Genomic DNA, 26,668 nt, shown 5'->3' with positions numbered 1-26,668 from the left:
TTACACCATCGCGAGGGCCGCCCCGAGCCCGGGGCGGACGGAAGACAACCGACACGTCTCGCGGTCAGCACTTCAGACACCACGAGCCACCAGGCGGTCAACCTAAAATAATAGACAGGTTGACATATCGCCGCAGCCTCGTACCCTCTTGGTCAACTTTTTTAATTCCACAAGTTAACTAAGAGCGAGAACATCATGTCTGCCCCGCCCCGCGACCCTACTTGGGCCGATTCGTCGTCAGCCTCTCGACCGCCGATGCGTCACGACTGGTCCCTGGAGGAGATCGAAGCGCTGTTCGCGCTGCCCTTCAACGATCTGCTTTTCCGTGCCCAGCAGGTGCACAAAGCACATTTCGATCCCAACGCCGTGCAGGTCTCCACCCTACTCTCGATCAAGACCGGCGCCTGCCCCGAAGACTGCAAGTACTGCCCGCAATCCGGGCACTACAACACCGGGCTCGGCAAGGAAAAGCTGCTCGAGATCGAGAAGGTTGTGGAGCAGGCCCGTGCCGCCAAGGAAGCCGGCGCCAGCCGTTTCTGCATGGGCGCCGCCTGGCGCAGCCCGCAAGAGAAGGACCTGCGCGTGGTGGCGGAGATGGTCGGCCAAGTCAAAGCGCTGGGACTGGAAACCTGCATGACGTTGGGCATGGTCGACGTCGATCAGGCCAAGCGCCTCGCCGAGGCCGGGCTCGACTATTACAACCACAACCTGGATACCTCGCCGGAGTACTATGGCGAGATCATTACCACCCGCACCTACGCCGACCGCCTGGATACCCTGGCCAACGTGCGCGAGGCCGGCATGAAGGTCTGTTCCGGCGGCATCCTGGGCATGGGCGAGGCGCCCCGTGACCGCGCTGCCCTGCTCCAGCAGTTGGTACGTCTGGAGCCGCACCCCGAGTCGGTGCCGATCAACATGCTGGTCAAGGTGCCGGGCACCCCGATGGAAAACGTCGAGGACATGGACCCGCTGGAGTTCATTCGCGCCATCGCCGTGGCCCGCATCCTGATGCCCAAAAGCCACGTGCGCCTGTCCGCCGGCCGCGAGCAGATGGACGAGTCGACCCAGGCCCTGGCCTTCCTGGCCGGCGCCAACTCGATCTTCTACGGCGACACCCTGCTGACCACCGGCAATCCCCAGGTGGAACGCGACCGGGCACTGTTCGATAAGCTCGGCCTGCATCCTGAGCCTATCGATCCGAATGCGCGCGACGCCCGCAGCGACGACGAACAAGCCGAAATCACGCTGGCCCATGCCATTCAGCGCCAACGCGACGACGCTCTTTTCTACGACGCTACCCCGGGCTGAGTCATGGGCTCGCATACGGATCCCTGGTCGACACGGCTGGCGAAGGCCGCGGAACAGCGTCGTGCCGACGGCGGCTGGCGACAACGCCCCACGCTGAGCGATGTCGCGCCCTTCACCGACTTCGCCGGCAACGATTATCTGGGCCTGGCCGACGACCCGCGCTTGGCCGAGGCTCAGGCCGAGGCCGCGAGACGCCTGGGAGCCGGGGCCAAGGCATCGCACCTGGTCTCCGGGCATTTGGAGATCCACGAACGCCTCGAGCGACATCTGGCCGACTTGACCGGACGCCCCCGGGCGCTACTGTTCTCCACCGGCTACATGGCCAACCTCGGCGTCCTGCAGGCGCTGTGCGACCGCCATACGCGCGTGTTCCAGGATCGCCTGAACCACGCCTCGCTGATCGATGGCGCAAGGCTCGCCGGCGCGACCTCACGGCGTTTCCATCATCGCGACCTCGAGGATCTGGAGCGCCTGCTCGCCCGCGCCCCTGACGACACGCCGACGCTGGTGGTCAGCGACGGCGTGTTCAGCATGGACGGCGACGTGGCCGAGGTGGGAGAGCTCGCCGCGACCGCGCGTCGCCACGGGGCCTGGCTGATGATCGACGACGCCCATGGTCTCGGCGTGCTCGGCGAGGTCGGCGACGGTTGCGTGGGGCGCGCCCATGATCGTCGTGAGGTGCCGGTTCTGGTCGGCACGCTCGGCAAGGCACTGGGCAGCGCCGGCGCCTTCGTGGCCGGCGACGAGGCACTGATCGACCACTTGATCCAGTTTGCCCGTCCCTACGTCTACACCACCGCCCAGCCGCCCGGCGTGGTGGCGGCCACCCTGGCCGCCCTGGATGTGCTCGCGCGCGAACCCGAGCGCCGCGCCCGGCTGCATGAACGCATCGCGCGCTTTCGGCGCGAAACTGTGACGCTCGGCTTGCCGTTGACCGGCTCTCGGACGCCCATTCAGCCCCTTGTGCTGGGCGACAACGCCCGCGTCATGCGCTGGGCCGAGCGCTTGGCCCGGGCGGGATTGCGTGTCGGCGCCATCCGCGCGCCCACGGTCCCCAAGGGCGAGGCGCGGCTACGTATCACGCTCTCCGCCGCCCACGGCGACGATGCCCTGGACGCCCTACTCGACGGGTTGGCCGCTTGCCAGCGGGAGGAAGTCGCATGAGCGAGTCGGCAACGCCGCGACTGGTACTGCTTTCCGGCTGGGGCTGCGACGCTCGCCTGTGGCAGGCGCTGGACGATCACTTGCCGGCCGGGCTCGAGGTCATGACGCCAGACTGGCCCGGCTACGGCGCACACGCCGCGCTCGATAACCCTGCCTCGCTGGACGCCCTGGCCGAGGCCATGGCCGATGATCTGCCGCGTGACGCCGTCTGGGTCGGCTGGTCGCTGGGGGGCCTGCTGGCCGGCGCTCTGCTCGATCGGCTGCCCGCGCCCCGCGCGCTGGTGCTGCTCGGCATGGGAGAACGCTTCCCGCATCCCGAGGGCGTCAGCCCGACCGCTCTGGCCCGCTTTCGCCAAGCCTTCCGGCGCGATCCGGTGGCGACCCACGCCCACTTCATGCGCTGGCAGCTCGGCGGCGAGCCGTCACCTCGGGCCGCCCATCGAAGGCTGCGCACCCTGCTCGGCGACGAGATCAACGCCGATGCCGCCACCCTGGCCGCGGGGCTCGCGCATCTCGCGGAGATCGACAATACCCAGCGCCTGGCCACGCCGCCCTGCCCGGTGCATCGGCTGGCCGGCGAGTACGACCCGCTGCTGGCCCCGGCGGTCCGCGAACGGGCCGACTACCGCCTGCCCGTGGCCGGCCACTGCCCGCCGATCAGTCAACCGCTGCGACTCACCCGTGCACTGGCCGCCATCGCCGTGGCGCCGGCACAGTCACTCGCCGAGGCCTCCCTGGAGACGACGCCATGACCGCGCTGCCATGCCACGGCCTCGATGCGGGTACCGATGCCCGGGCGCGCGACTGGCGCACCCGGGTCGCGCATGCCTTTTCCCGAGCCGCACCGCATTACGCCCGCCGCGCCACCGCCCAGCACGCCATGGGCAAGCGACTGCTCGAGCGATTGCCCGATCACGCTCGCGATGTGCTGGATCTGGGCTGCGGCCCCGGCGACCTGACCGCTGCGCTGGCAACGCATTACGACGCCGCCTGCACGGTCAGCGGCCTGGACCTGGCGCCGGGCATGCTCGCCGAAGCGCGTCGACGCCACCCCGGCGCGATCCGCTGGCTATGCGGCGACGCCGCCGACCTGCCGCTACCCAGTGCGAGCCTCGACCTCGTGGTCTCCAACCTGGCCATCCAGTGGTGCCCGGACCTGGACGCGGTGCTCGCCGAGATCCGCCGCGTGTCGAGACCGGGCGGCCGCGTGCTGATCAACACCCTGGCGCCGGGCACGCTGGACGAGGTCGGCCGGGCCTGGGAACGCCCGGCCGCGCTGCTCGAATTTCGCGACGCGGCCCGCCACCGCCGTGCCGCCTACGCAGCCGGCTTCCGCCGGGTCGAGGTCACGGCGCGTCTCGAGCGCTTCCATTATCCCGACCTCGCCGCGGTGATGGCCTCCATCAAGGGGGTGGGCGCCCAAGTGGCCCGCAGCGGGGCGCGGCTCTCGCGCGCCGACGTGGCCCGCGCCGCCCGGCGCTTCGAGACGCTGCGCACCGACGCCGGCCTGCCCGTCTCCTACCACCTTCTGACGCTCGATCTGGAACGCTGACATGACCGCCTACTTCGTGACCGGCACCGACACCGACGCCGGCAAGACCTTCGTGGCCAGCGGCCTGCTAGCGCTGGCCCGCCGCCATGGACTGACCACCCTGGGGCTCAAGCCCGTGGCCTCCGGCTGCGAGTCTACCGCCGAAGGGCTGCGCAACATCGACGCCCTGACGCTGCAGGCCCAGAGCATGCCGACCACGCCCTACGCCACCATCAACCCTTACACCTATGAACCGGCCATCGCACCTCACCTGGCCGCCCGCCGGGCCGGCGAGATACCCACCCTCGATGCCCTGGTCGCGCACGTCGCCGAACCGTTGGCCGAGAAACGCGATCTGACGCTGATCGAGGGCGCCGGCGGCTGGCGCGTGCCCCTCAACGACGACGAGGATCTCGCCGGCCTGGCAGTGCGCCTCGAACTGCCGGTGATCCTGGTCGTCGGGCTCGAGCTCGGCTGCCTGAACCACGCCCGGCTCAGCGCCGAGGCGATCCGCGCCGACGGTCTGACTCTGGCCGGCTGGGTGGGCAACCTGATCGACCCGGGCCTGTCCTTCGACGAGGTCGCCGACGACGCCTGCTATCGCGACAACCTGGCGACCCTCGAACGCACGCTGGAGGCTCCCTGCCTGGGCATCGTGCCGCGCCTGGCCGCCGACACGCCGGATGCGCGCGCCCTTGCCGCCGCCGACTACCTGACGCTGCCCGGCGATGCGTGACGTCCAACCCACGCGCCCCGATACGCACCCCACATGCGAGGAACCCCGATGACATCTCCCGTCTGGCATCCTTACGCGCACCTCAAGACCCAAGCCCCCGCCCCCAAGGTGGTCGGCGGCGACGGGCCGCGCTTCACCCTGGACACCGGCGAGTCGCTGCTCGACGCCACCTGTTCCTGGTGGTGCATGATCCACGGCTATCGTCATCCCCGCCTGGTGCGCGCCATCCAGCAACAGGCCGATGAACTCTGCCACGTGATGCTCGGCGGCCTGACCCACGCGCCGGCCGACCGCCTGGCCCGCGAACTGGTGCGCGTCACGCCGGAAGGCTTGAACCACGTGTTCTTCTCCGACAGCGGTTCGGTGGGCATGGAAGTGGCCATGAAGATGGCGGTGCAGTACCACTATCTACGCGGTAAGCCGGCCAAGCACCGTATGCTGACGCTGATGAAGGCCTATCACGGTGACACCGCCGGCTGCATGGCGGTGTGCGATCCCGAGGAAGGCATGCATTCGCTGTTCGCCGGCTTTCTGCCGCAGCATCACTTCGCGCCGGCGCCTACCGCCGGCTTCGAGGCCGGCAAGGATGAGGTCCAGGCCGATCTCGACGCCCTGCGCGCCGTACTGGAAGCTCATCACGACGAGATCGGCGCGCTGCTGATGGAACCGCTGCTGCAGGCGGCCGGCGGGCTCAACATGACGTCGCCCCACTACCTGCGTGGCGCCCGGGAGCTGTGCGACGAATTCGACGTGCTGATGATCTTCGACGAGGTGGCCACTGGCTTCGGCCGCACCGGCAGGATGTTCGCCGCCGACCACGCCGACGTGACGCCGGACATCATGGTGCTCTCCAAGGGTCTCACCGGCGGCTACCTGGGCCATGCAGCGACCCTGGCCACCGACTGCGTCCACAACGCCTTCATCGGCGACAGCGAGCTTCACGCCTTCATGCACGGCCCCACCTTCATGGGTAACCCGCTGGCCTGTCGCGTCGCGCTGGAAAGCCTGGCGGTGTTCGAGGAGGACGACTACCTAGGCCGCATCCAGTCGCTCAACGGCGTGCTGCGCGAGGAACTGCTCGACGATGCGGCGCTGCGTGCGCATCCGGACGTGGCCGACGTGCGCGTGCTGGGCGCCACTGCGGTGATCGAGGTCCACGATGCCGAGGCACTCAAAGGCGTGGCCGACTTCGCCCGATCCCGGGGCGTGTGGTTGCGTCCCTTCGGTCGCTGGCTATACACCATGCCGGCCTACATCACCTCAAAGTACGACTTGCGCCAAATTACCGATGCCATGAAGCATTGGTTTTTCGAGTGCCACACAACCTCGAGCCCGCGATGAGACCGCTGCCCACCTCAATATCCACATACCCCGGCTAGGCGCCGGGTTACGTCTTCGCCCATCGGCAATGTTAACCTATCAGGCTCATGTGCCCTTTCATTCACCGGCACCGCGAATTCCGCGAGGAGTCATCCGTGCAGCCATTGCCGCCTCCCTACCCGAATACCGCCGAGGGACGCCCACGGCGGGTCGGCGTGGAAATCGAATTCGCCGGCATCATGCCCGACACCGCCGCACGGTTGGTCACCGACTGCTTCGGTGGCGACATTGTGCGCAGGAGCCCCCACCGCATGAGTGTCGAGGGCACGCCCTGGGGCAAGTTCACCATCGAGCTGGACAGCAAGTACGTCCACCCTGACGACGCGGTCATGAAAGCGAACGGGATGGCGCCCGGGCAGGCAGCGTCAGCGGGGCGCGAATGGCGCGTGGAGTTCCATCAACGCTCGCGCGAGTGGCTCGGCGAAATGGTCGCCGGCCTGGTGCCAACCGAAATCGTCTCACCGCCGATTCCCTGGTCGGAACTCGGCGAGTTCGACCGGCTTTTCGAAGCCTTGCGGCGGCATGGCGCAGAAGGTACCGATGCCAGCGTCTTCTATGGTTTCGGGCTGCATCTCAATCCCGAAGTCCCCGCGACCGATACGCCGAGCGTCCTCGCGCATCTGCAGGCCTATATCATCCTCGCCGCCTGGCTGCGCGATCAGATCCGGGTCGACATCACGCGCGAGATACTGCCGCATACCAATCCGTTTCCCAAGGCCTATGCCTTGAAGGTTCTCGACCCCGATTACGCACCGACGCAGGCGCAGTTGATCAGCGACTACCTGCGCGACAACCCGACGCGTAATCGCGAACTCGACATGTGCCCCTTGTTCGCCCATCTCGCGCCCGAGGCCGCGCATCCCTTGCTTCAGGAAAGCCTGGTCAAGCCGCGCCCTACCTTTCACTTTCGCCTGCCCAACGCCCAGCTCGACACGCTCGACTGGGGCAGCGTCACGGAGTGGAACCGCTGGGTAACGGTCGAACGACTGGCCGCCGACCCACACAGCCTGCGTACTCAGATGCAGGCTTATCGCGCCCACCATACGCAATCGACGATGGGCCACTGGCGGGACAAACTGAAACGCTGGGTCGAGAAATGAGTTCACGACCGCTGATCGGCATCACCACCTCGGACCACAAGAGCTTTCTGGCATGGGCATGTGACCGGCTTGCCGTGTGGCGTGCCGGCGGTCAACCGGTGCGGCTCTCGCCCTCGCGCGAGATTCCCGAGGGGCTCGCGGGCTTGATGATCGGCGGTGGCGACGACATCGGCGCTCAGCTCTACGGCGGAGAAATGCGACTCGACGTGCGCGTCGACCCGGCACGCGACCGACTGGAACTCGCTCTGCTCGAGCGCTTTCTGCCCCAGCAGTTGCCCGTGCTGGGGATCTGCCGAGGCGCGCAGATCATCAACGTGCACTGCGGCGGCACCCTGATCGGCGATATTTATACCACCTACGATCATGTGCGCCGCCAGCGCACCGTGCTGCCTCGCAAGCATGTCGACATCGCTACCGGAAGCCGCTTGCATACCCTGCTTGGCGTCTCGCGCTGTCGCGTCAACAGCCTGCATCACCAGGCAGTGGATCGGCTCGGCGATGCACTGGAGGTCGTAGCGCGCGATCGCGACGACTTGATCCAGGCCATCGAGGCGCCAACCCATCCGTACCTCATCGGTGTCCAGTGGCATCCCGAATTCCTGCTCTTCAATCGTCCCCAACAGCGCCTGATCCGAGGCCTCGTCGATGCCGCACGCCAGCATTGAGCGCTTTACAGCGCTGACCTCCCCACACGACGACGCCCCGCATGATGGCGGGGCGTCGCGGTCTGCGTGCGGCTTTCGTGGCGTACGTCTCAGCGGTTCATGAGGCCATGACCGCCAGCCGCCGACCACTCGTCGCACGCATCAGATAAAACCCGATGACGATGCCCAATCCGCCTAGCCCGGCAACATAAACCGCCGGAAACAGAGGATGTACGGTCATCAATACCGAGACGACGATGGGGGTAAAGCCGCCGAAGATGGCGTAGGCGACGTTATAGGAAAACGACAGCCCAGTGAAGCGCACCATCGCCGGAAACGACTTGACGGCAATCGTCGGTACCACGCCGACGATGCCCACGGCGAAGCCGCACAGGATGTAAAGCGGCGTCAGCCACTCGGGATGCGTCCCGACGGTGGTCATCATCGCCCAGTAGCTAATCGCCAGCAGCAATCCCCAGAGCATGATGGTGGGGCCGCTACCGAAGCGGTCCGCGCTCCACCCTGAGGCTAGGCATCCGACCAGCACGCCGAGGATGGCATAAACATTGGCCAGCGAGGCATCCAGTCCGTAGCGGCTTTGCAGAAGGCTCGGTGTCATCAGGATGACCACCACGACGGCGGCAGTCAGAATCCAGGTCACGCCCATCGACAGCACTACGCTCGGCAAATGATTGCGAAGCACGCTCTTGACCGGTAGCTCTTCGGCCAGCGCCTTCTTCGCCTGCATCTCGGCGAACACCGGCGTCTCGTGCAGCCAGCGCCGCAGGTACACGGCCACCAACCCGAACACGCCACCGATCAGAAACGGAATCCGCCAGGCGTACGCGGCCAACTCCGCATCACTGTAGGTGGTCTTGATGAACGCCGACATCAGCGAGCCGATGAGAATGCCCGATACCAGGCCAGCGGATAGTGTCCCGCAGGCAAAGCCCACGTGACGACGCTTGACGTGCTCAGTGACGAAGACCCAGGCGCCAGGGACTTCCCCGCCCACCGCGGCGCCCTGCAGGATACGCAGCGCCACCAGCAGCAGGGGCGCCGCATAGCCCAAGGTGTCGTAGGTCGGCATCACACCGATCAGCAGCGTCGGCAACGCCATCAGGAAGATCGACAAGGTGAACATCTTCTTGCGCCCCAGCAAGTCGCCGAAGTGCGCCATGATGATGCCACCCAATGGGCGAGCCAGATAGCCGGCGGCGAAGATCCCGAACGTCTGAATCTGGCGTAGCCATTCGGGCATCTCAGGGGGAAAGAACAACTGCCCCACCACCGTCGCGAAATACACGAAGATGATGAAATCGTAAAACTCCAGTGCACCGCCCAGGGCAGACAGCGACAGCACCTTGACGTCGCGGCGATTCAGCGGGCGCGACGAAGCCGCATCGGTCTCTTGCGAAGTAGCCATGATGAATGAAATCTTCCGTCGAATGATCGTTGGTTATGTTATGTCAGCGTCCAGCGTCGCGGCACCCAAACAAGGCGGGAGGTACCGACCGACGAGCGTATAGGAGGCTAACAGATTCGCGGAAAGACTGCATCGGCGACGTTGTCAAGCACCAACGACGCTAAGGTAAGAGGCCTATGTAAAGGGCCGGCACAAGGCCGGCCCCGGAGAATCGATACTGATCAGCTTTCCAGCGTTGCGTCCAGCGTGATCTCGGCATTGAGCACACGCGAGATCGGGCAACCTTCCTTGGCTTTCTGGGCGGCGTCGTCGAAGCTCGACTGATCGATGCCCGGCACCTTGGCGCGGGTGACGAGATGCACCTTGGTGATCTTGAAACCGCTGTCGTCCTGATCCAGCGTCACAGTTGCCTCGGTACGCACATCGTCAGGATCATGGCCAGCTTCTCCCAAGATCATCGACAGCGCCATCGAATAACAACTGGCGTGGGACGCCGCGATCAATTCCTCGGGGTTGGTGCCCGGCTCGCCTTCGAAGCGCGTGTTGAAACCATAGGGATTGTCCTTGAGTGCACCGCTTTGGGTAGAGACCGTCCCCTTGCCACGCTTGAGACTGCCTTGCCAATGGGCGGAACCGGTTTTCTCGATACTCATTCGTGCCTCCTTTCGTGAGTGGGCGTCATGCCCCTACACCATAGTCCATATGGGTGATGTCGTGGACTTCAAGGGGCCAGTGATTAGTCTCTCGCCCGCACACGACGACACGCCGCCCACTGCTCGGCCAGCGCGGCACTGCCGATTTCACGCAAGGCCGCGACATTGATCTCGGGAATCGACTCGGGGTCCGGGTATGCCGCCACGGCCGCCTCGACGCTGGACTCGCGCAGCAGATGCCACATCGGCCACGGCGACCGATTGGTGTAATTGGCAGGATCGTCGGCCGCTACGCCCTCAAAGACATAGTCGGGATGAAAGCTCGCCAACTGGTAAACCCCCATATAGCCCTCCGCCTCGAGCAACGCATCGGCGACACCTAGCAGATCCAGATAATCGTCGAAGTCGGCCACCCCTTCCGGCAGGATCATCAGCGTGGTCTCGATGGCCGGCTCAGCATCCAGACGATGACATTCCTCGATCAAGGTATGCAGAAGATGTTCGGGGTCATCATCGTTCGCCACGACATAACGCAGGCTGTCACGGCGCACCTCGCGGCCAGCAAAGGGACAAACGTCGTGCGCCACGACGAAGTTCGCCACCCAGGCGCGGGTCATGGCGATGACATCGGCATCCAGGGGACGCTCGGACATATGAATCGATCCTGAAACGAGAAAGAGCTGCCAGTATAACGGACTTGTCGCATCCCGCCGTATCGGCGCACCCTGAAGGCTAGCCCACATCCATGCCAGACTTGCCAGGGAGGCTCCCCCATGACCACGTCCCCCGCCAACGACATTCCCCGCGTCACGCTTGACGCCACCGAGCGTGAACCCGCCGTCGCCCTGCCCGCCATCGGCCAGGGCAGTTGGCACATGGGCGAGAACCGTGCCCCGCGCCGCGACGAGATCCATGCCCTGCAATACGGCCTCGATCTAGGGATGACACTGATCGACACCGCCGAGATGTACGCCGACGGTGGCGCCGAGGAAATCGTCGGCGAGGCCCTGCGCGGGCGTCGCGACGAGGCCTTCGTGGTCTCCAAGGTCTACCCGTGGAACGCCGGCCGTCACGACGCCGTCGCCGCCTGCGAGCGCAGCCTGCAACGCCTGGGCACCGACTATCTGGATATGTATCTGCTGCATTGGCCCGGCAACGTGCCCTTGGAAGAAACGCTGGAAGCGTTCGAGCACCTGCAAGCCCAAGGCAAGATACGTCGCTACGGCGTCTCCAACTTCGACGTCGACGAGATGCAAGCCCTGCAGGCCGTTCCCGGTGGCGACCGCTGCACCGTCAACCAGGTGCTCTACCATCTCGGCTCGCGCGGCATCGAGCACAGTCTGCTGCCCTGGCAGCGTGAACGCGGCCTGCCGGCCATGGCCTACTGCCCCTTGGCCCAAGGCGGTCGAGAACTCGACCACCCAGAGGTTCGCGCTATCGCCGACGCGCTCGGCGTCAGCCCTGCCCAGGTGCTGCTGGCCTGGGCGACCCGCCCCGCGCCCGACGGGCAACGCGATGTCATCGCCATCCCCAAGGCCGTACAGCCCGCACACGTCGAAGCCAATGCCGCCGCCATGCGGCTCGCGTTGGACGACGCCAGTCTCGCAAGGCTGGACGCCACCTTTCCCGCGCCGTCGCGCAAGCCGCCCCTGGATATCGTCTAGGCGTTGACGGCGCCATACCGACGCTCAATCCTCGGGTGTGACACCGCCAAGGCAGGCGGCCTCTTGCTCCCCGTAGCCATATTCATCTTGCAACCCCTGATGAATGGCTCGGCGTTCGTCGAGCGACTTGTGCTGGCTCGCCTTGCGCTTGCCTTCGAGGCGGTCGACGGTGATCTCAATCCCGACGATGGCGCGGCACATCGCGGCGATATAATCGTCGGGGGCATCGCTTACCCGCCAAGGCCTCTCCCGCTCGCCTTCGAAGCGCTCGGTGAGGGTGGTCACCATCTCGCGAAGCCAGTGTGGATCGTCGATCAGGCGTAGCCGGCCATGCACGTGCACCACCTGATAATTCCAGGTCGGCACCACCTTGCCGTGTTCACGCTTGGCCGGGTACCAGCTCGGCGTGATGTAGGCCTGAGGACCATGAAAGATCGCCAGTGCTTCGATGCTCCCCAAGGGGTTTTCGATTCTCCTGGCAAGCGGGTTGGCACGCGCGATATGGCCAAGCAGGATATCCGATGCGCACTCGTCCTCCGCCGGTGCCAGCAAAAGTGGCAAGTGATCGGCGCTTAGCTCGCCGGATGCATCACGGGTCACAAGCGTGGCGAAGGGAGCAGCCTCGATGATCCGCTGGCATTCGGTGCGACTGTCGATGCAAAACTGGGGCGGCTGATACATGGCTCGACTCTCAGGAGGGAAAAGGATCGTGACGCAGGGCGGCCGTCATCGACGTGAGCGAACGATGCTGGCGGCCCGTGGCATCGAAGTTCTCGGGGGCCAGCCAGCGGCGGTGGCACTCGCGAACCGCCGGCCACTCGCCATCTAGGACCGAGAACCATGCCGTGTCACGATTGTTCCCGGCCACGACTCGATGCTGACGGAAGACACCCTCGAAGCGAAAACCGAGCCGCTCGGCGGCGCGGCGCGAAGGTGCGTTCAGGGCATCGCACTTCCATTCGAGACGCCGATATCCCATATCGAAGGCGTGCGCCATCATCAGCATCAGTGCCTCACTGGATATCGGCGTGCGTGCCATGCGGGGCGAGAAGCTGATATGGCCGATCTCGATGCGACCATCGACCGGCACGATATTGAGATAAGCCGCCATGCCCACCGCCGTCTCATCGGCGAGGTCGACCACGGCATAGCAAAGCAACTCGCAGTCCGCGCCCATACGCGCCAGCCAGGCCCGGCAACCAGCCTCGTCGTCGAAGGGGCGACCGCCCAGATAGGTCCAGCGGGCGCGTCCCTCGGTGTCGTTGTCGATCTCCGGGGCCGGCACCTGCCACGCCTGCCACAGGGCCTCGGCGTGACGGGCGGCATCCAGCGGTTCCAGTCGGCAGAAACGCCCTGCCAGGCATTCGGCACTGGGTTTTGACGGCGCTTGCCAGCGGTCGAGGTTCGAGCCGATCGGCTGTCCGTAAGCGTTATAGGCTTGGCTCATGGAGGACTTTCCTCAGGATATGACGAAGCATTAGTCTGGCGACATAACGGTTCCCCAAGAAGAACCAATATTGCCGATATGCGAGGAACCAGTGACCGATCCGAATGCCCACCGTCTCTGGATTCAAGAGGCATTGAATCTTCAACTGGCCGAGCCGGACGACCGCACGCTCAGCCAGCGTCTTTATGATGCCCTGCGCGGCGGCATCCAGCAGGGCCGGCTCCCTCCGGGGAGCGCCCTGCCCTCGTCCCGGCAATTGGCCGCCAGCCTGGGTATGGGCCGCAATACCGTGCTGAGCGCGGTCGACCGTCTCATCGCTGAGGGCTTTCTGGTATCGCGTCCCGGTGCCGGGGTTTTCGTTGCCGATTGGCAGTGGGGAACACAGCAGCGCCTCGAAGCGCCAGAACCGCTATCCGTGGCGCTCTCGCAACGCGGCGAACGCCTTCTCGAATTCACGGCGCCTTCGAGCGAACGTCATACCGCCTTCGCGCCCGGCGTTCCGGCGCTGGATCGTTTTCCCCGGGAACGCTGGCAGCGCTTGCTTAGACGCCATCAGCAGCGAGCCCCGGTGGAATGGTTCGATTACCAAAATGTGGGAGGCGTCAGCACGCTACGCGAGGTGCTGTGCGATTATCTGCGTCTAGCGCGCTCGGTGCGCTGCCGGCCGGAGCAGATCCTGATCACCCAGGGTGCGCAGCAGGGCTTCGAGCTGATCGCACGACTGCTTGCCGACGTCGGGGATAGCGTCTGGATGGAGGAGCCCGGCTACGGCGGCGCGCAAGCCTGCTTCGCCTCGGCTGGACTGGCCCTGCAGCCGGTACCGGTCGACGATGAAGGCCTGAATGCCGCCTCGCTTCCCTCCGAGACACCATCTCCCAAGTTGATCTACGTGACGCCATCGCACCAGTACCCCTGCGGCGCGACTCTGCCGATGTCACGTCGCGCGGCGCTGCTGGCGCTCGCCCAGCGGCATGGCGCCTGGATCATCGAGGACGACTACGACAGCGAGTTCCGCTATACCAGCGCGCCGATCGCCTCGCTTCAGGGGTTGATGGATAACGCCCCGGTAATCTATGTAGGCACCTTCAGTAAGGTTCTCTATCCGGGGCTACGGCTGGGGTATCTGGTGCTGCCGCCCTCGCTGGTGGCAAGCTTCCAGCGCATCAACGCTCGCCTGCACCGAGAAGGGCAATATGTCGCTCAGGCGGCGCTGGCCGACTTTATCGGCGAGGGTCATTTCTCGCGCCATGTAGCGCGCATGCGCAGGTGCTACCGACACCGCCAGTCAGCGCTTCGCCAGGCGCTGGCGCCGGCGGTTTCCAACGGGCTAGAACTCTCGTCCGGCCATGCGGGAATGCACCTGGTCGCGTATCTGGAAAGCCATGAACTGGAAAACGAACTGGTCCACCAGGGCAAGCAAGCAGGCCTGCGGCTATCGCCGCTATCCGGCTTTTATTTGCAAGCGCCCGGCCAGCCGGGGCTGGTCCTCGGCTATGCCGGCGCGACGGAGGCCGAGATAGAGCGTGCCGGGCGTTGGCTTAGCGAAACGTGGCTTTCACTGACAGGACACTCCATCAGCCATGGCCCTGTTTAGCCCTTGCGCGACGCCAACCGATCCGCCAGCCGGGTCGGTTCGGGCAGCTTGGTCTTGCCCAGGCAGGCAATCGCCCATTCCAGCGCGGAGTCCTGATCCAGCCGATGCCCGAGAGAGACGATCACCGGCTTGACGTTCTCGCGGGAACGCAGCATTGCGCCGATGACCACGCGTCCCTCGGCATCGACCTCGACGTCGGCGGGGTCCTCGGTGCGGCGACGGTCGGTGAGCGGCGTCCATTCACCGCGCATGGCCGGTACTTCGCCGTGACGACCGCAAAGCACCTTCTTGGCCACGCCGATCGTCGGCAGATCGAGCCATAGGCCCAGGTGCGAGGCCACGCCGAGACGCCGTGGATGCGCGATACCCTGGCCGTCGACCATCACCAGATCGGGGTGTGCTTCCAACCGTGCGAAGGCGCCCAGCGCGGCGGGAATCTCGCGAAACGATAGCAAGCCGGGAATGTAGGGCATGCGCGTGGGTTCGCGGTGGACCACCGACTCGCGTACCGTAAGCGACGGCCACTCCAGCACCACCACCGCCGCACGCGTCGTCTCGCCGCCATCCTCGAAGCCGATATCCACGCCCGCGATGCAGCTCACCGCATCCGGCTTTCCGTGCCTGACCACGCGCGGTGCCAAGCGACGCTGCAGTGCCACGGCCTCCTCGGGGGTCAGCGTCCAAGCATGCAGGTCTTCATGATGAGTCATACCGCCTCCTTGTGCTTCGTTCTCCTTGTCAGTGCCCCATTGGGCCGCCCTCCCGCAACCGGTAGACTGACGCTCCGGTATAGGAGATCTGCGTGAAACTCATCCACACAGCGGACTGGCATCTCGGCCAGACCTTCCACGGGCAAGAGCGCCACACCGAGCAACGCGCGTTCCTCGACTGGCTATTGGCGACTCTCGACGCGCGACGCCCGGACGCTTTGCTCATCGCAGGCGATGTCTTCGATGTCGTCAATCCATCGTTGCGCGCCCAGGAGCTGCTCTACGACTTCATCGTCGAGGCACATCAGCGTTTACCGCAACTGACCATCGTCATGATCGCCGGCAACCACGACAGCGGCAACCGTATCGAATTGCCCGCGCCACTGATGCAGCGCCTCAACACCCACGCCCTGGGCCGAGTGAGTTGGCTCGACGATGGACGACTCGACGCCTCGCGTCTTTTGGTACCGCTGACCGATGCCGAGGGCCAGATTCGCGCCTGGTGCCTGGCGCTGCCCTTCTTGAGGCCCGCCGAGGTCACCGGCGGCACAGCGACGAACGGCGACGAGACCGACGACGCCTCGCGCAATACCTATGTCGCTGGCATCACGCGCGTTCACCAACAGCTCATCGACGCAGCGCGCGAACGTCGCGTCCCCGGCCAGGCGCTCATTGCCATGAGTCATGCTCATCTGCACGGCGCCGCGGTCTCCGAGGCCAGCGAGCGGCCCATCGTCATCGGCGGCGAAGAATCGATCCCGGCCTCGTTGTTCCCCTCCGACATCGCTTATGTGGCGCTGGGTCACCTGCACCGCGCCCAGCAGGTCGGCGAGACGCGCATCCGCTACAGCGGCAGTCCATTGCCGTTGGACTTCAGCGAAGTGGCCTATCCCCATCAGGTCGTCGAAGTCACGCTCGACGGCGACGCCTTGCACGATGTCGAGAGCCTACCCGTACCACGTCCGGTGGCCATGCATCGGCTCGGCCCGGCGCCACTGGATGACGTACTCGCCGAGCTGGACGCCCTGGAAGATACGCCCGAGCTATCGACAGATCAGGGACGAGATCTCCCTAGAGAACGTTGGCCCTGGCTCGAGGTACGCGTCGAACTCGACGCCCCGATGCCCGACCTGCGTGCCCGTATAGACGCAGCGCTCGACGGCAAGCAATTGCGCCTGCTGCGTCTGGAACGTCGCCTGCCGAGAGTCGCTGCCGAGGACGCGCCCGCGCGCATCGACCTGGCGGCGCTCGGCCCACGCAAGCTGTTCGAGCGCACCTGGCAAGCGCGCTGGGGCGAGCCGCCCGCCGACGACGTGCTCGCCGACTTCGACCGGCTACATCAGGACGTGCTCGACGACGAGGAAACAACGACATGAAGATCCTCGCCCTGCGCCTGACCAACCTGGCCTCGATCCCCGGCCCATTGGAACTCGACTTCACCGCCGCGCCGCTCGCGGAGGCCGGCCTGTTCGCCATCACCGGTCCCACCGGCGCCGGCAAGAGCACCTTGCTCGATGCATTGTGCTTGGCGCTCTACGGCAGCACGCCCCGACTGCGCCAGGCGCCGGGCCAGAACGCCCCGCTGCCCGACGTGGGCGACGCCACCCTCAATACCGCCGATCCGCGTACGCTATTGCGCCGAGGCACTGCCAGCGGCCATGCCGAGGTCGATTTCTTGGGCCGCGATGGCCGCCGCTATCGCGCCCGCTGGGCCGTGCGCCGCGCCCGCGAGAAGGCCGATGGCAAATTGCAGAAAATCGAGCAGTCGCTCACCGACTTGGATAGCGACCGCCTGTTGACCACCCAGAAACGCGAGTTCGACCGCCTGCTGCCCGAGCGCCTGGGCCTCAGCTTCGAGCAATTCACCCGCGCCGTGCTGCTGGCCCAGAGTGAGTTCGCCGCCTTCCTCAAGGCCGACGACAACGAGCGCAGCGACCTGCTCGAGCGCCTCACCGGTACCGCCGAGTACTCCGAGATCTCGGTCGCCGCCTATCGCCGCGCCAACCAAGCAAAGCACGCCGTCGAGGCGCTGAACGCCAAGCTCGCCGACGACCTGCCCGCCGAGGCCGAGGCTCGCGCCGCGCTCGAAAAGACCGCCGAGACCGCTCAAGCCGAGCTCGACACCGTGCAACGCCATGCCAAGCGCCTGGAAACACAGGCGCAGTGGCACGCCACGGATGCCAAGCTTCGCGATGCTCACGCCCAAGGGCAACGCGAGCACCACGATGCCGAGACGCATTGGCAAACGCTGGCCCCGGCCCGCGCCGACCGTGACTGGCAGCGCCTGATCGCACCGCAACGCCATCGCCTGGCACGTCAGACCGCACTTCCCGGCGAGATATCGAGGCTCGAAGCGACGCATGCCGATACGCGTGAGGCCCTGGCGCAGGCCGAGACCACACTGCAGCAGGCCAAACAGACCCACGCCACGGCCGAACGGACCCTTCAAGACGCCGACGCGGCACGCCGCACGGCCGAGCCTCAACTGCATCAAGCCCGCGAGCAGGCGCAGCAACTGGCGACACGCGAGCATCAGTTGGCCGAGCTCGACAACGCCCACGCTACGCATCGCCGCGAAGCGCAGACGCTGACCACGCGCTATCAGGAAGCCCACGCGACACAGCAACGCCAGCGCCGCCAGCGTGATGACTGGCAGGCCACCCTACGCCAGTTGATGGGCGAGCACGCCCGCGTCGAGGACGCCCGCCAGGCCGTACAGCGCGCGCATGATCTCGCCGCCCAGCGTCACTTGGCACTCGGCGAGCTGCAAAGCCGCTGGCAGACCACCTATCGTGCCGACCACACCCGGCGCACACTCAATGAGCGCCTAACGCAAGATGCAAAGCGCCTCGAGGCATTGATCGCCCAAGGCCAGGCCGCACGTCAACGTCTCGATGAGCGTGAGCGCCACTATCGCAGCGTGCTGGAATTCGTCGAACGCGGTCGCGCGGTGCGCAGCGAGAGTGTCACGCACCTGCGCGACGCCCTCGAGGAAGGCCAGCCCTGCCCGGTGTGCGGCGGTTTCGAGCATCCTTGGCGCCACCAGCCGCCGCAGACACCTGAAGCCGCCCAACTTGCCGCGCAGCAAGCGGACGAAGACCGCCAGTTAGCGGATGCCCAGCGACAACGCGACCACGCCCAGCAACAGCGCGACGAACTGCTGGGCCAATACCGCGCACTCGAGGCTTCGCTCACGCAACAACGCCAGGACGGTGCGGATGCCAATAAGCGCCACCAAGAGGCGCACCAGGCGCTCGACGAACATCCGCTACACGCCGAGCTTGCCGGCATCGATCACGACCGGCGCGACACCTGGCTAACCGAGCAACGCCAGACAAGCGACGCCCAGCGCGCGCAACACGAGGAAACGCTTCAGGCCCTTGCCCGCGCCGAGACCGAACTGGCACCGCTCGACGAGGCATTGCGCCAGAGCGAGCTGACACTGGCGCAACTCGACACCCAGCGCACACGACTCGACGAGGAACTCACAGAACTCGATGCGCGCCTGCCTCCGCTACGCCGCGAGCGGGACGACATCGCCGCCCGGCTCAAGGCCTTGCTCGGCGAGCATGCCTCGCCGGACGCCTGGCAGCAGCAGCTCGATACGCGCCAGGCCACCGCACGCCAGGCACGGGATACGGCACTTGCCAAATGCCATGACAGTGAGCGGGAAACCCAACGGCTTGCCCAACAATCGCACTATGAAGCCGAGCAACTCGCCCGGCTCAAGCAGGAACTCGACACCCTCACCCGTGAGCTGGATGCCTGGCGCCAAGCGCATCCCGGGCTGGACGACGCCACCTTGCAGCGGCTACTCGACGAAACCGACGATGCCACTGAACGCAGGGAACGGGAACTGACTCAGGCCGAGCAGGCTCGCCAGCAGACCGCCGCCACCCTCGCCGAACGCCGCCAGGCCCTCATCGCGCATCGCCGCGACCAGGCCTTGACCGAGCACGATGCGCACGCGGAGGCGCTATTGAGCGAGGCGGTCGACGCCCGAATCGAGCGGCGTCGAGAGGCGCTCGACACCAAACGTGACGCCCTGGCACCACGCCATGATGCCTCCCAGGCACGTCGCGACGACGCCCTGCACGCCCTGCGCGATGACGACCGCAAGCGTCAGCGCCAACGCGAAGGGCAAGCCGAACTCGACGCCGCGCGCGCCGAGTACCGCCGCTGGGGCTGCATCAGCGAACTGATCGGTTCCGCGGACGGCAAGGTCTTTCGGCGCATCGCGCAGGCCTACAACCTGGAGCAATTGCTGGAGCACGCCAACACGCACCTGATGGGGTTGAGTCGCCGTTACAAGCTGATTCGCGGTGGCAGCGAGCTGGGTCTGCTGGTGGAGGACCGCGATATGGGCGACGAGCGCCGCTCGGTGCATTCACTCTCCGGCGGCGAAACCTTCCTCGTTTCGCTGGCGCTGGCGCTGGGACTCGCCTCCATGGCCTCCGGCGAACTCGTCATCGAATCACTGTTCATCGACGAAGGCTTCGGCAGCCTCGACCCGCAATCCCTGGCGCTCGCCATGGACGCCCTCGACGGCCTGCAAGCACTGGGCCGCCGCGTCGGCGTGATATCCCACGTGCAGGAAATGCACGAACGCATCCCGGTGCAGATACAAGTCGAGCCGCTGGGCAATGGCACGAGTCGCGCGAGGTTGGTGAGTACCTAGGCAATATTGAGTAACTAGGAAATATGAATTCTCAATAAATAAAGGACGGCTACCTCCGCCGTCCTCGGCTCAGTATCATAACGCCCGAAGCCGCCGCCAAAGACGGCCGATACCGACGGAGCTGGCGAACAGTATGATCCCGATACTCGCGGAAAGACCACCACGCCAGAGACTGTCTGGACTGGCGGCGCCCAGCGTTTCCAGTCGCGCATAATGCGTGCCCAGCGTGACCAGACCCGACGCCAGATAACCGATGCCAATCAAGGCAGTCCCCACGGCCATCAGAGTGGCCGACGAGGCTGAGACTTCCTCCTCAGAGGATGTTAACCATCGACTGATCGGCTTACGCGCCAGGAGAAGCCCCGCTCCAAGCAGCACACTGACGAAGAAATGCACACCCTGGATGGCGAGCATATTCGGTGCATCCGCCTCTTGAGCTACCGACGAACTGGACCAGACAATATAAAGAGACGTGGCCTGGTTTGAGAGCGTCCTGACCAGCAACCAGATCCCCGCAATACCCAACAGCGCTTCGCACAACGAGCGAGTATGGAAACTGGGCATATATCTCCTTGTAGTGAGGGCATGTCGAAAAAATCGCGTTCCGTGTACATGCCCTCAACATGTGTCGATGCCGTGAACATATCAACTTGCTTCCCATAGAGTGCCATTGAGAGGCCATCCCTCGGTAGCCAGGCATTGCGTACTATTTTGCCATCAACGACCCTGCCGCCAACGAAGACGGTATCCGCGTCACTGAGCTGATCGATATCCTATCCGCGAATCGCCCACGCTGGTGATGACGCAATGCGTGGTGATATAAAAAGCCCGGAAAACCTGACACGAGGTGCCCATGAAATTCGCCATTGGCTTACTCTTGCTGATCAGCGTGGGGCTGGTGAGCGCTACCGCCTTGGCGCTGATCTTCGGCGGCCCATCCCGGCCGCCGACCCTGGAAGGCATCAATGCGCCATTCAGGGCACTCGACGATAGCGACTTACCAGCACTCAGCACCTACCAGGCGCGAGATGGCACGCCTCTCGCGTTTCGCCGTTACGCATCTTCTGCAGACACATCACACGGCAGTGTGGTGCTGCTCCACGGCTCCGCCGCTGACAGCCGCAGCATGCATCCGCTGGCCAAGGCTTTCGCCGCCGCCGGGTATACCGCATACACGCTGGATGTTCGCGGACACGGTTCCTCCGGCACCAACGGCGACATCGCCTACGTGGGACAACTCGAGGATGATCTGGAAGATTTCATGCAGACCATTGAGCCGGTCACGCCCACCACGCTCGTGGGTTTCTCTTCCGGTGGTGGATTCGCGCTCAGGGTGGCCGGTGGTCAACGCCAGCAGCTGTTTTCCAACTACCTGCTACTGTCGCCGTTCATCAGTCAGGAGGCATCGACGTATCGGGCCGATAGCGGCGGTTGGACCCGCGTCGGATTACCGCGTTACATCGCCATCATGTTATTGAATCGTCTCGGTATCGACGCCTTCAATCATCTGCCTGTGGTCCGCTATGCCGTCGACGAAAGTGCCGACCTGACACCAGCCTACTCGTACGACCTGGCCCAGAATTACCGGCCGAAAGCCGATTACCGAGCCGCCCTACGCGCGACGAATCACCCGATGCGGGTGCTGGTGGGCGAGGATGACCAAATCTTTCGTGCCGGTCAGTTCGCTACTGTGTTTCAAAACGCCGGCAGCGACGTAGCGGTCGATCAACTCCCCGACATCGACCACATCGGCCTGATACTCGATCCCGACGCTATCGATGCCGCCGTCGCCGCCATCCAGGCGCTGAACGGGCAAAAAGCACCTGCCCCGTAGTAGAGGGTGGGTTAAATACTTAGGCGACGTGTCGAAAAAACGCGCTTCGTGTACATATCTCCGACACTAAAACGCCGTGCACTAAGGCACGGCGTTTTGGCGTCTTTCGAAGCGCTTCGAACGGGGCTCAGCCGGCGAGTTTGGCGGCCATTTCAGCGGTGTGCTGGCCCTGAAAGCGGGCGATGGTGAGTTCATTTTCGCTGGGTTGGCGGCTGCCGTCGCCACCGGCGATGGTTGTCGCGCCGTAAGGCGTGCCACCGGAGACGTCATTGAGCTCGCTCAGCGCCGCGCAGGAGTACGGCACACCGACGATCGCCATGCCGTGGTGAAGCAAGGTAGTGTGAATCGAGGTCAGTGTGGTTTCCTGCCCGCCGTGCTGGCTGGCGGTAGAAGTGAAGGCACCGCCCAGCTTGCCAATCAGTTTGCCTTGCGCCCAGAGACCGCCCGTCTTGTCCCAGAAATTGCGCATCTGCGAGGCCATGTTGCCGAAGCGCGTGGGCGTACCGACGAGAATCGCATCGTACTCGGCCAGTAGGCTGGGGTCATCCAGCACGGCGGCAGTGCTGTCCGCCTTGTAGCCAGATTTTTCGGCGACGTCAGCGGGCACGAGTTCGGCCACGCGATACAGATCCACCTGAGTGCCGGCCACGCCGCGTGCGCCTTCGGCGACGGCATTGGCCAATGTTTCGATGTGCCCGTAACTGGAGTAATAAAGGACGAGAATCTTGCTCACGAGGGTACTCTCCTGACTGGATGTATGGACGCTTTCAAGATGGCGCACGCTCGCGCCACCGTCAAAGTGACGTGCTAGGCTGGCGCAAAACATCCGCTGGAGGTCGCCATGCCCAACACCACCGCCCTACTCGAGCACTTGGTTGGCTTCGATACCGTCTCGCGTCACTCCAACCTGGAATTGATCGCCTTCATCGAACGTTATCTCGCCGAGCACGACGTGCCCTGTACCCGCATCGACAACGATGACGGCAGCAAGGCCAATCTGCTGGCCCGCATCGGCCCCAAGGTCGCGGGCGGCGTGGTGCTGTCCGGGCATACCGACGTGGTACCGGTGGACGGTCAGCCCTGGAGCAGCGACCCTTTCACGCTGATCGAAAAAGACGACGGCCGCCTCTACGGACGTGGCAGTTGCGACATGAAGGGATTCATCGCCAGCGCACTGGCACAAGTACCGCAGTGGCAAACGCTCGACTTGCAGCGACCCATCTACCTGGCGTTTTCCTACGACGAGGAAGTCGGTTGCCTGGGCGCGCCGCGCTTGATCGAACGCTTGATGGCCGATGCACCGACGCCAGCGGCGGTCATCGTCGGCGAGCCCACGCTGATGGCGCCGGTGGTGGCCCAGAAGGGCATCACTAACCTGCGTACCACGGTGACCGGTCGCGAAGCGCATTCAAGCCAGGTGCGCCAGGGTGTATCCGCCGTCCACGTGGCCGCCCGCCTGGTGACCCGCATCGAAGACATCATGGCGGAACTTGTCAGCGAGGGGCGTGTCGATCCGCTCTTCAACGTCCCCCACTCCAGTCTCCACGTGGGCAAGATCCAGGGCGGTACGGCGATCAACATCATGGCGCGCGAGTGCCATTTCGACTGGGAGATCCGCCATCTACCAACGGACGGTTTCGAAGCCTTGTTCGAGCGTTTCCAGCACTACGCCGATTCATTGGTACACGACTTGCGCCCACGCGCGCCGCAGATCGCCATCCATACCGACCACCTCACCGAGACCGTGCCCGCCCTGGCCGACCGCGACAACCAAGCGGCGGTGGCACTATGCCAGTCGCTGCTCGGCGCCGCCGACAACCAAGCCGTGGCCTATGCCACCGAAGCGGGGCAATTTCAACGCGCCGGCCTATCCACGGTGATTTGCGGCCCCGGCAGCATCGCTCAGGCACATCAACCCGACGAATATCTGGACGTCGCCCAGCTCGAGGCAGCGGATGCCTTCATGGCGGCGCTTGGGAAGCGCATGGCAAGCGCCGACTAGCATCGCAACATCTCCACCGAGAGGACCTCTACCATCGGCGCCTTGTCGAAATGTTCGACATATGCCAGCGTGAACGAAATGATTCGGAACGATGTCACGTGAAGAGCAAGCAAACCCCATCCCGAAAACGTCCCAGCGTCGCCGAGGCGCTGGCAAAGGAGATCTTCTCCGGCGAATACCAACCCGGGGATTTCGTGCCCCGCGAGATCGATCTATGCGCGCGCTTCGCTCTCAATCGCTCGGCGGTCCGCAGCGATCTACGCCAGTTGGTCGACGCCGGAATCATCGAACGCATTTCCGGACACGGTTCGAAGGTCCGCGAGTATCCGGAGTGGAACATTCTCGATGCTCAAGTCACCGAGTGGATGACGCGCTACGCCGCGCCCAACCCCGGCGTGCAGCGTGAGATCCTGGCCTTTCGTCTGGACGTGGAGCCCTATGTCGCCATGACCGCCGCCAAGCACGCGACGGCGCATGACTTGGTCGCCATCGAGGAGGCCTTCAACGGCATGGGCAGTGACCTCGACGACCCCTCTTCCAACCGTGACGGCCGCTTGCATAGCGACTATGACATCGCCTTCCATGTGGCTATCTTCAAGGCCACGCACAATATCGTCTGGTCACAGCTCTCGCACATTCTGCGTCCCTCGATATTGCTATTGATCGAGACCTCGAACGTCAGCGCCAGCGACCCGGCGGAGAGCCTGGAGCGCCACCGGTTGCTGATGGAAAGCATTCGCGCACGCCGGCCACGCGATGCCTTTCGCGCCTCACAGGCCGTACTCGCTGGCACCGCCAGCGCCTTGGGGTTGGAAATCCCCGACACGCCTCTTGGGCATAGCGCCGAGCTGTTGTCCGAAAGCTGACAAGCGCTACCTCTGACACTCGACAGACAAACCGGGCGTCGCATGGCGACGCCCGGTTTGTCTGGTCAAGTGCTTAGCATCAAGTACTCAGTGATTGTCGCGGGGCGGGCTCTTACGCGCGACGTCGCGGTACTTAGTGGCAGGGCCTAGCGTCATGCCACGATCGAGCTGCTCGACCATGCCGCGTTGAATTTCCTGCCAAGGCGTCTGGTCCACCGGGTAAATATAACCGCCACGCGACTCCAGCGCCTGGCGACGCCGTAACAACTCGGCGTCATCGACCAGCAGATTGGCTTCGCCGCGCTTGAGGTCGATACGAATTCGATCCCCCGTTTCCAGTAGTGCCAAGCCGCCGCCCACGGCAGCTTCAGGTGCCGCATTGAGGATCGAGGGCGAGCCCGAGGTCCCCGACTGACGACCGTCACCGATGCACGGCAGCGATTCGATACCTTGACGTATCAACGCCTCTGGCGGCTGCATGTTGACGACCTCGGCACTGCCCGGATGGCCGATTGGTCCGGCACCGCGCATGATCAGGATGGTCTTCTCGTCGATCTCGAGTGACGGGTCGTCGATGCGTGCATGATAATCTTCGGAGCCGTCGAATACCGCCACCTTGCCTTCGAAAGCATCCAGATCATCGGCCTGACTCAGGAAACGCTGCCGGAAGTCGCTGGCGATCACGCTGGTCTTCATTAACGCCGAATCGAACAGGTTGCCCTTGAGATTGATGAAGCCGGCCTCTTCCACCAGCGGATTGTCATAGCGGCGAATGATATCGTCGTCCAGGGTTTCACGCCCGGCCGTATTCTCCGCCAATGTCTTGCCATTGACCGTCGGCACATCGCCATGCAGACGTCCCGCTTTGATCAACTCGCTGAGCACCGCGGGCACGCCACCGGCCCGGTGGAACTCCTCGGAAAGATAGATCCCTGCCGGCATCACGTTGGCAAGCAGCGGAATCTCATGCCCAAGGCGTTGCCAATCGTCGTTGGTCAGCTCGATCCCCGCGTGACGAGCGATGGCGTTGATATGCACCGGCGCGTTGGAAGAACCGCCTAGCGCCGAACACACCACGATGGCATTCTCGCAGGCCTCTCGGGTGATGATATCCAACGGACGCAGGTCTTCCCATACCATGTCGACGATGCGCGTCCCGGTTTGATAGGCGACCATCGAGCGTTCCTTGTAGGGCGCCGGAATCATCGCCGAGCCGGGCAGGCTCATGCCCAACGCTTCGGCCATGGAGTTCATCGTCGAGGCGGTGCCCATGGTGTTGCAGTGGCCCACTGAAGGCGCCGAATCGGTGGCGCGGGACAGGAATTCCTCGTAGCCGATATCCCCCGCCGCGAGACGCTTGCGGAGTTCCCAGATGATGGTACCCGAGCCCACACGTTCCTGGGTGCCGCGCCAGCCATTGAGCATGGGGCCGCCGGAGAGCACGATCGCCGGAATATTCGCGGTCGCCGCTGCCATGAGGCAGGCGGGCGTGGTCTTATCACAGCCAGTGGTTAGCACCACACCGTCTAGCGGGTAACCATGCAGGACCTCCACCAGCCCTAGGTACGCGAGGTTGCGATCCAGCGCTGCCGTCGGCCGACGCACGTTTTCATGGATGGGATGCAGGGGAAACTCGAACGGCACGCCCCCGGCGGCGCGGATGCCATCCTTGACGCGTTTCACCAGATCGATGTGATGACGATTGCAAGGCGTCAAGTCGGAGCCCGACTGCGCGATGCCGATGATCGGCTTGCCGCTCTTGAGCTCCTCCAGCGTCAAGCCGTAATTCATGTAACGCTCGATGCACAGCGCGGTGGTTCCCGGATGCTCGGGGTTGTCGAACCACCAGCGCGAACGCAGTTGATCGGGGGTCATGCGGCGATTGTCGGCGGACATCGGGTTATCTCCTCTCGAAAGAACAATCGGCTCCT

24 protein-coding genes are annotated in these 26,668 nt (G+C 64.7%); 15 read left to right on the top strand and 9 right to left on the bottom strand.

Translation table 11 applies throughout. The annotated features are described in order from the left end of the window. Positions 1 to 195: 195 nt before the first annotated feature. From bioB to KZO83_RS03210, 8 genes are all read left to right on the top strand, one after another. Positions 196 to 1,308, top strand: coding sequence for a biotin synthase BioB (bioB, locus tag KZO83_RS03245; protein WP_418904292.1), 1,113 nt, complete (start codon positions 196 to 198; stop codon positions 1,306 to 1,308). A 3-nt stretch (positions 1,309 to 1,311) separates the two neighbouring features. After that, on the top strand, positions 1,312 to 2,472 hold the full coding sequence (gene bioF, locus KZO83_RS03240) for an 8-amino-7-oxononanoate synthase (RefSeq protein ID WP_247619745.1): 1,161 nt from the start codon (positions 1,312 to 1,314) through the stop codon (positions 2,470 to 2,472). Further along, positions 2,469 to 3,224 carry an alpha/beta fold hydrolase gene (locus KZO83_RS03235; protein WP_247619744.1) on the top strand — a complete coding sequence of 252 codons (756 nt, stop codon included), beginning with the start codon at positions 2,469 to 2,471 and terminating at the stop codon, positions 3,222 to 3,224. Before bioF ends, KZO83_RS03235 begins: the two co-directional genes overlap by 4 nt. Then, positions 3,221 to 4,024, top strand: coding sequence for a methyltransferase domain-containing protein (locus KZO83_RS03230; protein WP_247619743.1), 804 nt, complete (start codon positions 3,221 to 3,223; stop codon positions 4,022 to 4,024). The genes KZO83_RS03235 and KZO83_RS03230 overlap by 4 nt, the downstream gene beginning before the upstream one ends. A 1-nt stretch (position 4,025) precedes the next feature. Further along, entirely contained in the window at positions 4,026 to 4,739 is a 714-nt protein-coding gene (bioD, locus tag KZO83_RS03225) for a dethiobiotin synthase (RefSeq protein ID WP_247619742.1), read from the top strand. Between the two features lie 48 nt (positions 4,740 to 4,787). Next, positions 4,788 to 6,080, top strand: coding sequence for an adenosylmethionine--8-amino-7-oxononanoate transaminase (gene bioA / locus KZO83_RS03220; protein ID WP_247619741.1), 1,293 nt, complete (start codon positions 4,788 to 4,790; stop codon positions 6,078 to 6,080). 134 nt (positions 6,081 to 6,214) lie between these two features. Further along, positions 6,215 to 7,219 (top strand): amidoligase family protein, encoded by a 1,005-nt coding sequence (locus KZO83_RS03215; protein ID WP_247619740.1) that lies wholly within the window; start codon positions 6,215 to 6,217, stop codon positions 7,217 to 7,219. After that, complete coding sequence (locus KZO83_RS03210) at positions 7,216 to 7,884, top strand: gamma-glutamyl-gamma-aminobutyrate hydrolase family protein (protein ID WP_247619739.1); 669 nt, start codon at positions 7,216 to 7,218, stop codon at positions 7,882 to 7,884. The genes KZO83_RS03215 and KZO83_RS03210 overlap by 4 nt, the downstream gene beginning before the upstream one ends. Positions 7,885 to 7,981: 97 nt before the next feature. Here the strand turns inward: KZO83_RS03210 and KZO83_RS03205 are convergent, their stop codons facing one another. The 3 genes from KZO83_RS03205 to KZO83_RS03195 form a co-directional block, all read right to left on the bottom strand. Continuing rightward, complete coding sequence (locus KZO83_RS03205) at positions 7,982 to 9,289, bottom strand: MFS transporter (protein WP_247619738.1); 1,308 nt, start codon at positions 9,287 to 9,289, stop codon at positions 7,982 to 7,984. A gap of 221 nt (positions 9,290 to 9,510) precedes the next feature. Next, positions 9,511 to 9,942, bottom strand: coding sequence for an OsmC family protein (locus tag KZO83_RS03200; RefSeq protein WP_246941374.1), 432 nt, complete (start codon positions 9,940 to 9,942; stop codon positions 9,511 to 9,513). Positions 9,943 to 10,025: 83 nt separating this feature from the next. Further along, entirely contained in the window at positions 10,026 to 10,595 is a 570-nt protein-coding gene (locus KZO83_RS03195) for a DUF1415 domain-containing protein (RefSeq protein WP_246941372.1), read from the bottom strand. Positions 10,596 to 10,715: 120 nt separating this feature from the next. On the opposite strand from KZO83_RS03195, the gene KZO83_RS03190 reads away from it, so the two are divergent. Then, entirely contained in the window at positions 10,716 to 11,606 is an 891-nt protein-coding gene (locus KZO83_RS03190; protein WP_261505555.1) for an aldo/keto reductase, read from the top strand. 24 nt (positions 11,607 to 11,630) lie between these two features. Here the strand turns inward: KZO83_RS03190 and KZO83_RS03185 are convergent, their stop codons facing one another. Further along, positions 11,631 to 12,287 (bottom strand): FMN-binding negative transcriptional regulator, encoded by a 657-nt coding sequence (locus KZO83_RS03185; RefSeq protein ID WP_247619737.1) that lies wholly within the window; start codon positions 12,285 to 12,287, stop codon positions 11,631 to 11,633. Positions 12,288 to 12,297: 10 nt separating this feature from the next. Next, a complete protein-coding gene (locus KZO83_RS03180) occupies positions 12,298 to 13,053 on the bottom strand; it encodes a GNAT family N-acetyltransferase (protein WP_247619736.1) in 756 nt (251 codons plus the stop codon). Positions 13,054 to 13,144: 91 nt separating this feature from the next. Here KZO83_RS03180 and pdxR point away from each other — a divergent pair, with 91 nt between their 5' ends. Then, positions 13,145 to 14,647 (top strand): MocR-like pyridoxine biosynthesis transcription factor PdxR, encoded by a 1,503-nt coding sequence (gene pdxR / locus KZO83_RS03175; protein ID WP_247619735.1) that lies wholly within the window; start codon positions 13,145 to 13,147, stop codon positions 14,645 to 14,647. Here the strand turns inward: pdxR and nfi are convergent. Next, positions 14,644 to 15,357, bottom strand: coding sequence for a deoxyribonuclease V (gene nfi, locus KZO83_RS03170; protein ID WP_247619734.1), 714 nt, complete (start codon positions 15,355 to 15,357; stop codon positions 14,644 to 14,646). The two genes, pdxR and nfi, sit on opposite strands and share 4 nt — an antisense overlap. 92 nt (positions 15,358 to 15,449) lie before the next feature. Here nfi and KZO83_RS03165 point away from each other — a divergent pair, with 92 nt between their 5' ends. Then, positions 15,450 to 16,733, top strand: a complete 1,284-nt coding sequence (locus KZO83_RS03165) for an exonuclease SbcCD subunit D (RefSeq protein ID WP_247619733.1) — start codon at positions 15,450 to 15,452, stop codon at positions 16,731 to 16,733. Next, complete coding sequence (locus tag KZO83_RS03160; protein ID WP_247619732.1) at positions 16,730 to 20,035, top strand: AAA family ATPase; 3,306 nt, start codon at positions 16,730 to 16,732, stop codon at positions 20,033 to 20,035. The genes KZO83_RS03165 and KZO83_RS03160 overlap by 4 nt, the downstream gene beginning before the upstream one ends. A gap of 75 nt (positions 20,036 to 20,110) precedes the next feature. Here the strand turns inward: KZO83_RS03160 and KZO83_RS03155 are convergent, their stop codons facing one another. Continuing rightward, positions 20,111 to 20,599: a hypothetical protein gene (locus KZO83_RS03155; RefSeq protein ID WP_247619731.1), complete on the bottom strand. Its 489-nt coding sequence runs from the start codon at positions 20,597 to 20,599 to the stop codon at positions 20,111 to 20,113. Between the two features lie 289 nt (positions 20,600 to 20,888). Here KZO83_RS03155 and KZO83_RS03150 point away from each other — a divergent pair, with 289 nt between their 5' ends. Beyond that, complete coding sequence (locus tag KZO83_RS03150) at positions 20,889 to 21,869, top strand: alpha/beta hydrolase (RefSeq protein ID WP_247619730.1); 981 nt, start codon at positions 20,889 to 20,891, stop codon at positions 21,867 to 21,869. A 127-nt stretch (positions 21,870 to 21,996) separates the two neighbouring features. Here the strand turns inward: KZO83_RS03150 and wrbA are convergent, their stop codons facing one another. Continuing rightward, entirely contained in the window at positions 21,997 to 22,602 is a 606-nt protein-coding gene (wrbA, locus tag KZO83_RS03145) for an NAD(P)H:quinone oxidoreductase (protein ID WP_097022476.1), read from the bottom strand. Positions 22,603 to 22,710: 108 nt separating this feature from the next. Here wrbA and argE point away from each other — a divergent pair, with 108 nt between their 5' ends. Both argE and KZO83_RS03135 read left to right on the top strand, forming a co-directional pair. Further along, positions 22,711 to 23,871 (top strand): acetylornithine deacetylase, encoded by a 1,161-nt coding sequence (argE, locus tag KZO83_RS03140; RefSeq protein WP_247619729.1) that lies wholly within the window; start codon positions 22,711 to 22,713, stop codon positions 23,869 to 23,871. Positions 23,872 to 23,921: 50 nt separating this feature from the next. Further along, positions 23,922 to 24,737 (top strand): FadR/GntR family transcriptional regulator, encoded by an 816-nt coding sequence (locus KZO83_RS03135; RefSeq protein ID WP_247619728.1) that lies wholly within the window; start codon positions 23,922 to 23,924, stop codon positions 24,735 to 24,737. 87 nt (positions 24,738 to 24,824) lie between these two features. On the opposite strand, the gene KZO83_RS03130 is transcribed toward KZO83_RS03135, so the two are convergent. Next, on the bottom strand, positions 24,825 to 26,633 hold the full coding sequence (locus KZO83_RS03130) for an IlvD/Edd family dehydratase (RefSeq protein WP_247619727.1): 1,809 nt from the start codon (positions 26,631 to 26,633) through the stop codon (positions 24,825 to 24,827). Positions 26,634 to 26,668 lie beyond the last annotated feature (35 nt).

Source organism: Chromohalobacter moromii (genome assembly GCF_023091865.1).
GTDB classification, from domain to species: domain Bacteria; phylum Pseudomonadota; class Gammaproteobacteria; order Pseudomonadales; family Halomonadaceae; genus Chromohalobacter; species Chromohalobacter moromii.
Note: the sequence above shows the minus strand (reverse complement) of the source record. Positions and strands in the feature narration are given on the sequence as shown.

What these genes read in the sequence shown, in the direction of transcription:
- KZO83_RS03180 (WP_247619736.1), bottom strand. Translation starts at nt 13,053, where the DNA reads ATGAGCCAAGCCTATAACGCTTACGGACAGCCGATCGGCTCGAACCTC.
- bioD (WP_247619742.1), top strand. Translation starts at nt 4,026, where the DNA reads ATGACCGCCTACTTCGTGACCGGCACCGACACCGACGCCGGCAAGACC.
- argE (WP_247619729.1), top strand. Translation starts at nt 22,711, where the DNA reads ATGCCCAACACCACCGCCCTACTCGAGCACTTGGTTGGCTTCGATACC.
- KZO83_RS03230 (WP_247619743.1), top strand. Translation starts at nt 3,221, where the DNA reads ATGACCGCGCTGCCATGCCACGGCCTCGATGCGGGTACCGATGCCCGG.
- KZO83_RS03150 (WP_247619730.1), top strand. Translation starts at nt 20,889, where the DNA reads ATGAAATTCGCCATTGGCTTACTCTTGCTGATCAGCGTGGGGCTGGTG.
- bioA (WP_247619741.1), top strand. Translation starts at nt 4,788, where the DNA reads ATGACATCTCCCGTCTGGCATCCTTACGCGCACCTCAAGACCCAAGCC.
- KZO83_RS03130 (WP_247619727.1), bottom strand. Translation starts at nt 26,633, where the DNA reads ATGTCCGCCGACAATCGCCGCATGACCCCCGATCAACTGCGTTCGCGC.
- KZO83_RS03200 (WP_246941374.1), bottom strand. Translation starts at nt 9,942, where the DNA reads ATGAGTATCGAGAAAACCGGTTCCGCCCATTGGCAAGGCAGTCTCAAG.
- KZO83_RS03155 (WP_247619731.1), bottom strand. Translation starts at nt 20,599, where the DNA reads ATGCCCAGTTTCCATACTCGCTCGTTGTGCGAAGCGCTGTTGGGTATT.
- KZO83_RS03160 (WP_247619732.1), top strand. Translation starts at nt 16,730, where the DNA reads ATGAAGATCCTCGCCCTGCGCCTGACCAACCTGGCCTCGATCCCCGGC.
- bioB (WP_418904292.1), top strand. Translation starts at nt 196, where the DNA reads ATGTCTGCCCCGCCCCGCGACCCTACTTGGGCCGATTCGTCGTCAGCC.
- KZO83_RS03190 (WP_261505555.1), top strand. Translation starts at nt 10,716, where the DNA reads ATGACCACGTCCCCCGCCAACGACATTCCCCGCGTCACGCTTGACGCC.
- nfi (WP_247619734.1), bottom strand. Translation starts at nt 15,357, where the DNA reads ATGACTCATCATGAAGACCTGCATGCTTGGACGCTGACCCCCGAGGAG.
- bioF (WP_247619745.1), top strand. Translation starts at nt 1,312, where the DNA reads ATGGGCTCGCATACGGATCCCTGGTCGACACGGCTGGCGAAGGCCGCG.
- KZO83_RS03195 (WP_246941372.1), bottom strand. Translation starts at nt 10,595, where the DNA reads ATGTCCGAGCGTCCCCTGGATGCCGATGTCATCGCCATGACCCGCGCC.
- KZO83_RS03210 (WP_247619739.1), top strand. Translation starts at nt 7,216, where the DNA reads ATGAGTTCACGACCGCTGATCGGCATCACCACCTCGGACCACAAGAGC.
- KZO83_RS03235 (WP_247619744.1), top strand. Translation starts at nt 2,469, where the DNA reads ATGAGCGAGTCGGCAACGCCGCGACTGGTACTGCTTTCCGGCTGGGGC.
- KZO83_RS03135 (WP_247619728.1), top strand. Translation starts at nt 23,922, where the DNA reads ATGTTCGACATATGCCAGCGTGAACGAAATGATTCGGAACGATGTCAC.
- KZO83_RS03185 (WP_247619737.1), bottom strand. Translation starts at nt 12,287, where the DNA reads ATGTATCAGCCGCCCCAGTTTTGCATCGACAGTCGCACCGAATGCCAG.
- KZO83_RS03205 (WP_247619738.1), bottom strand. Translation starts at nt 9,289, where the DNA reads ATGGCTACTTCGCAAGAGACCGATGCGGCTTCGTCGCGCCCGCTGAAT.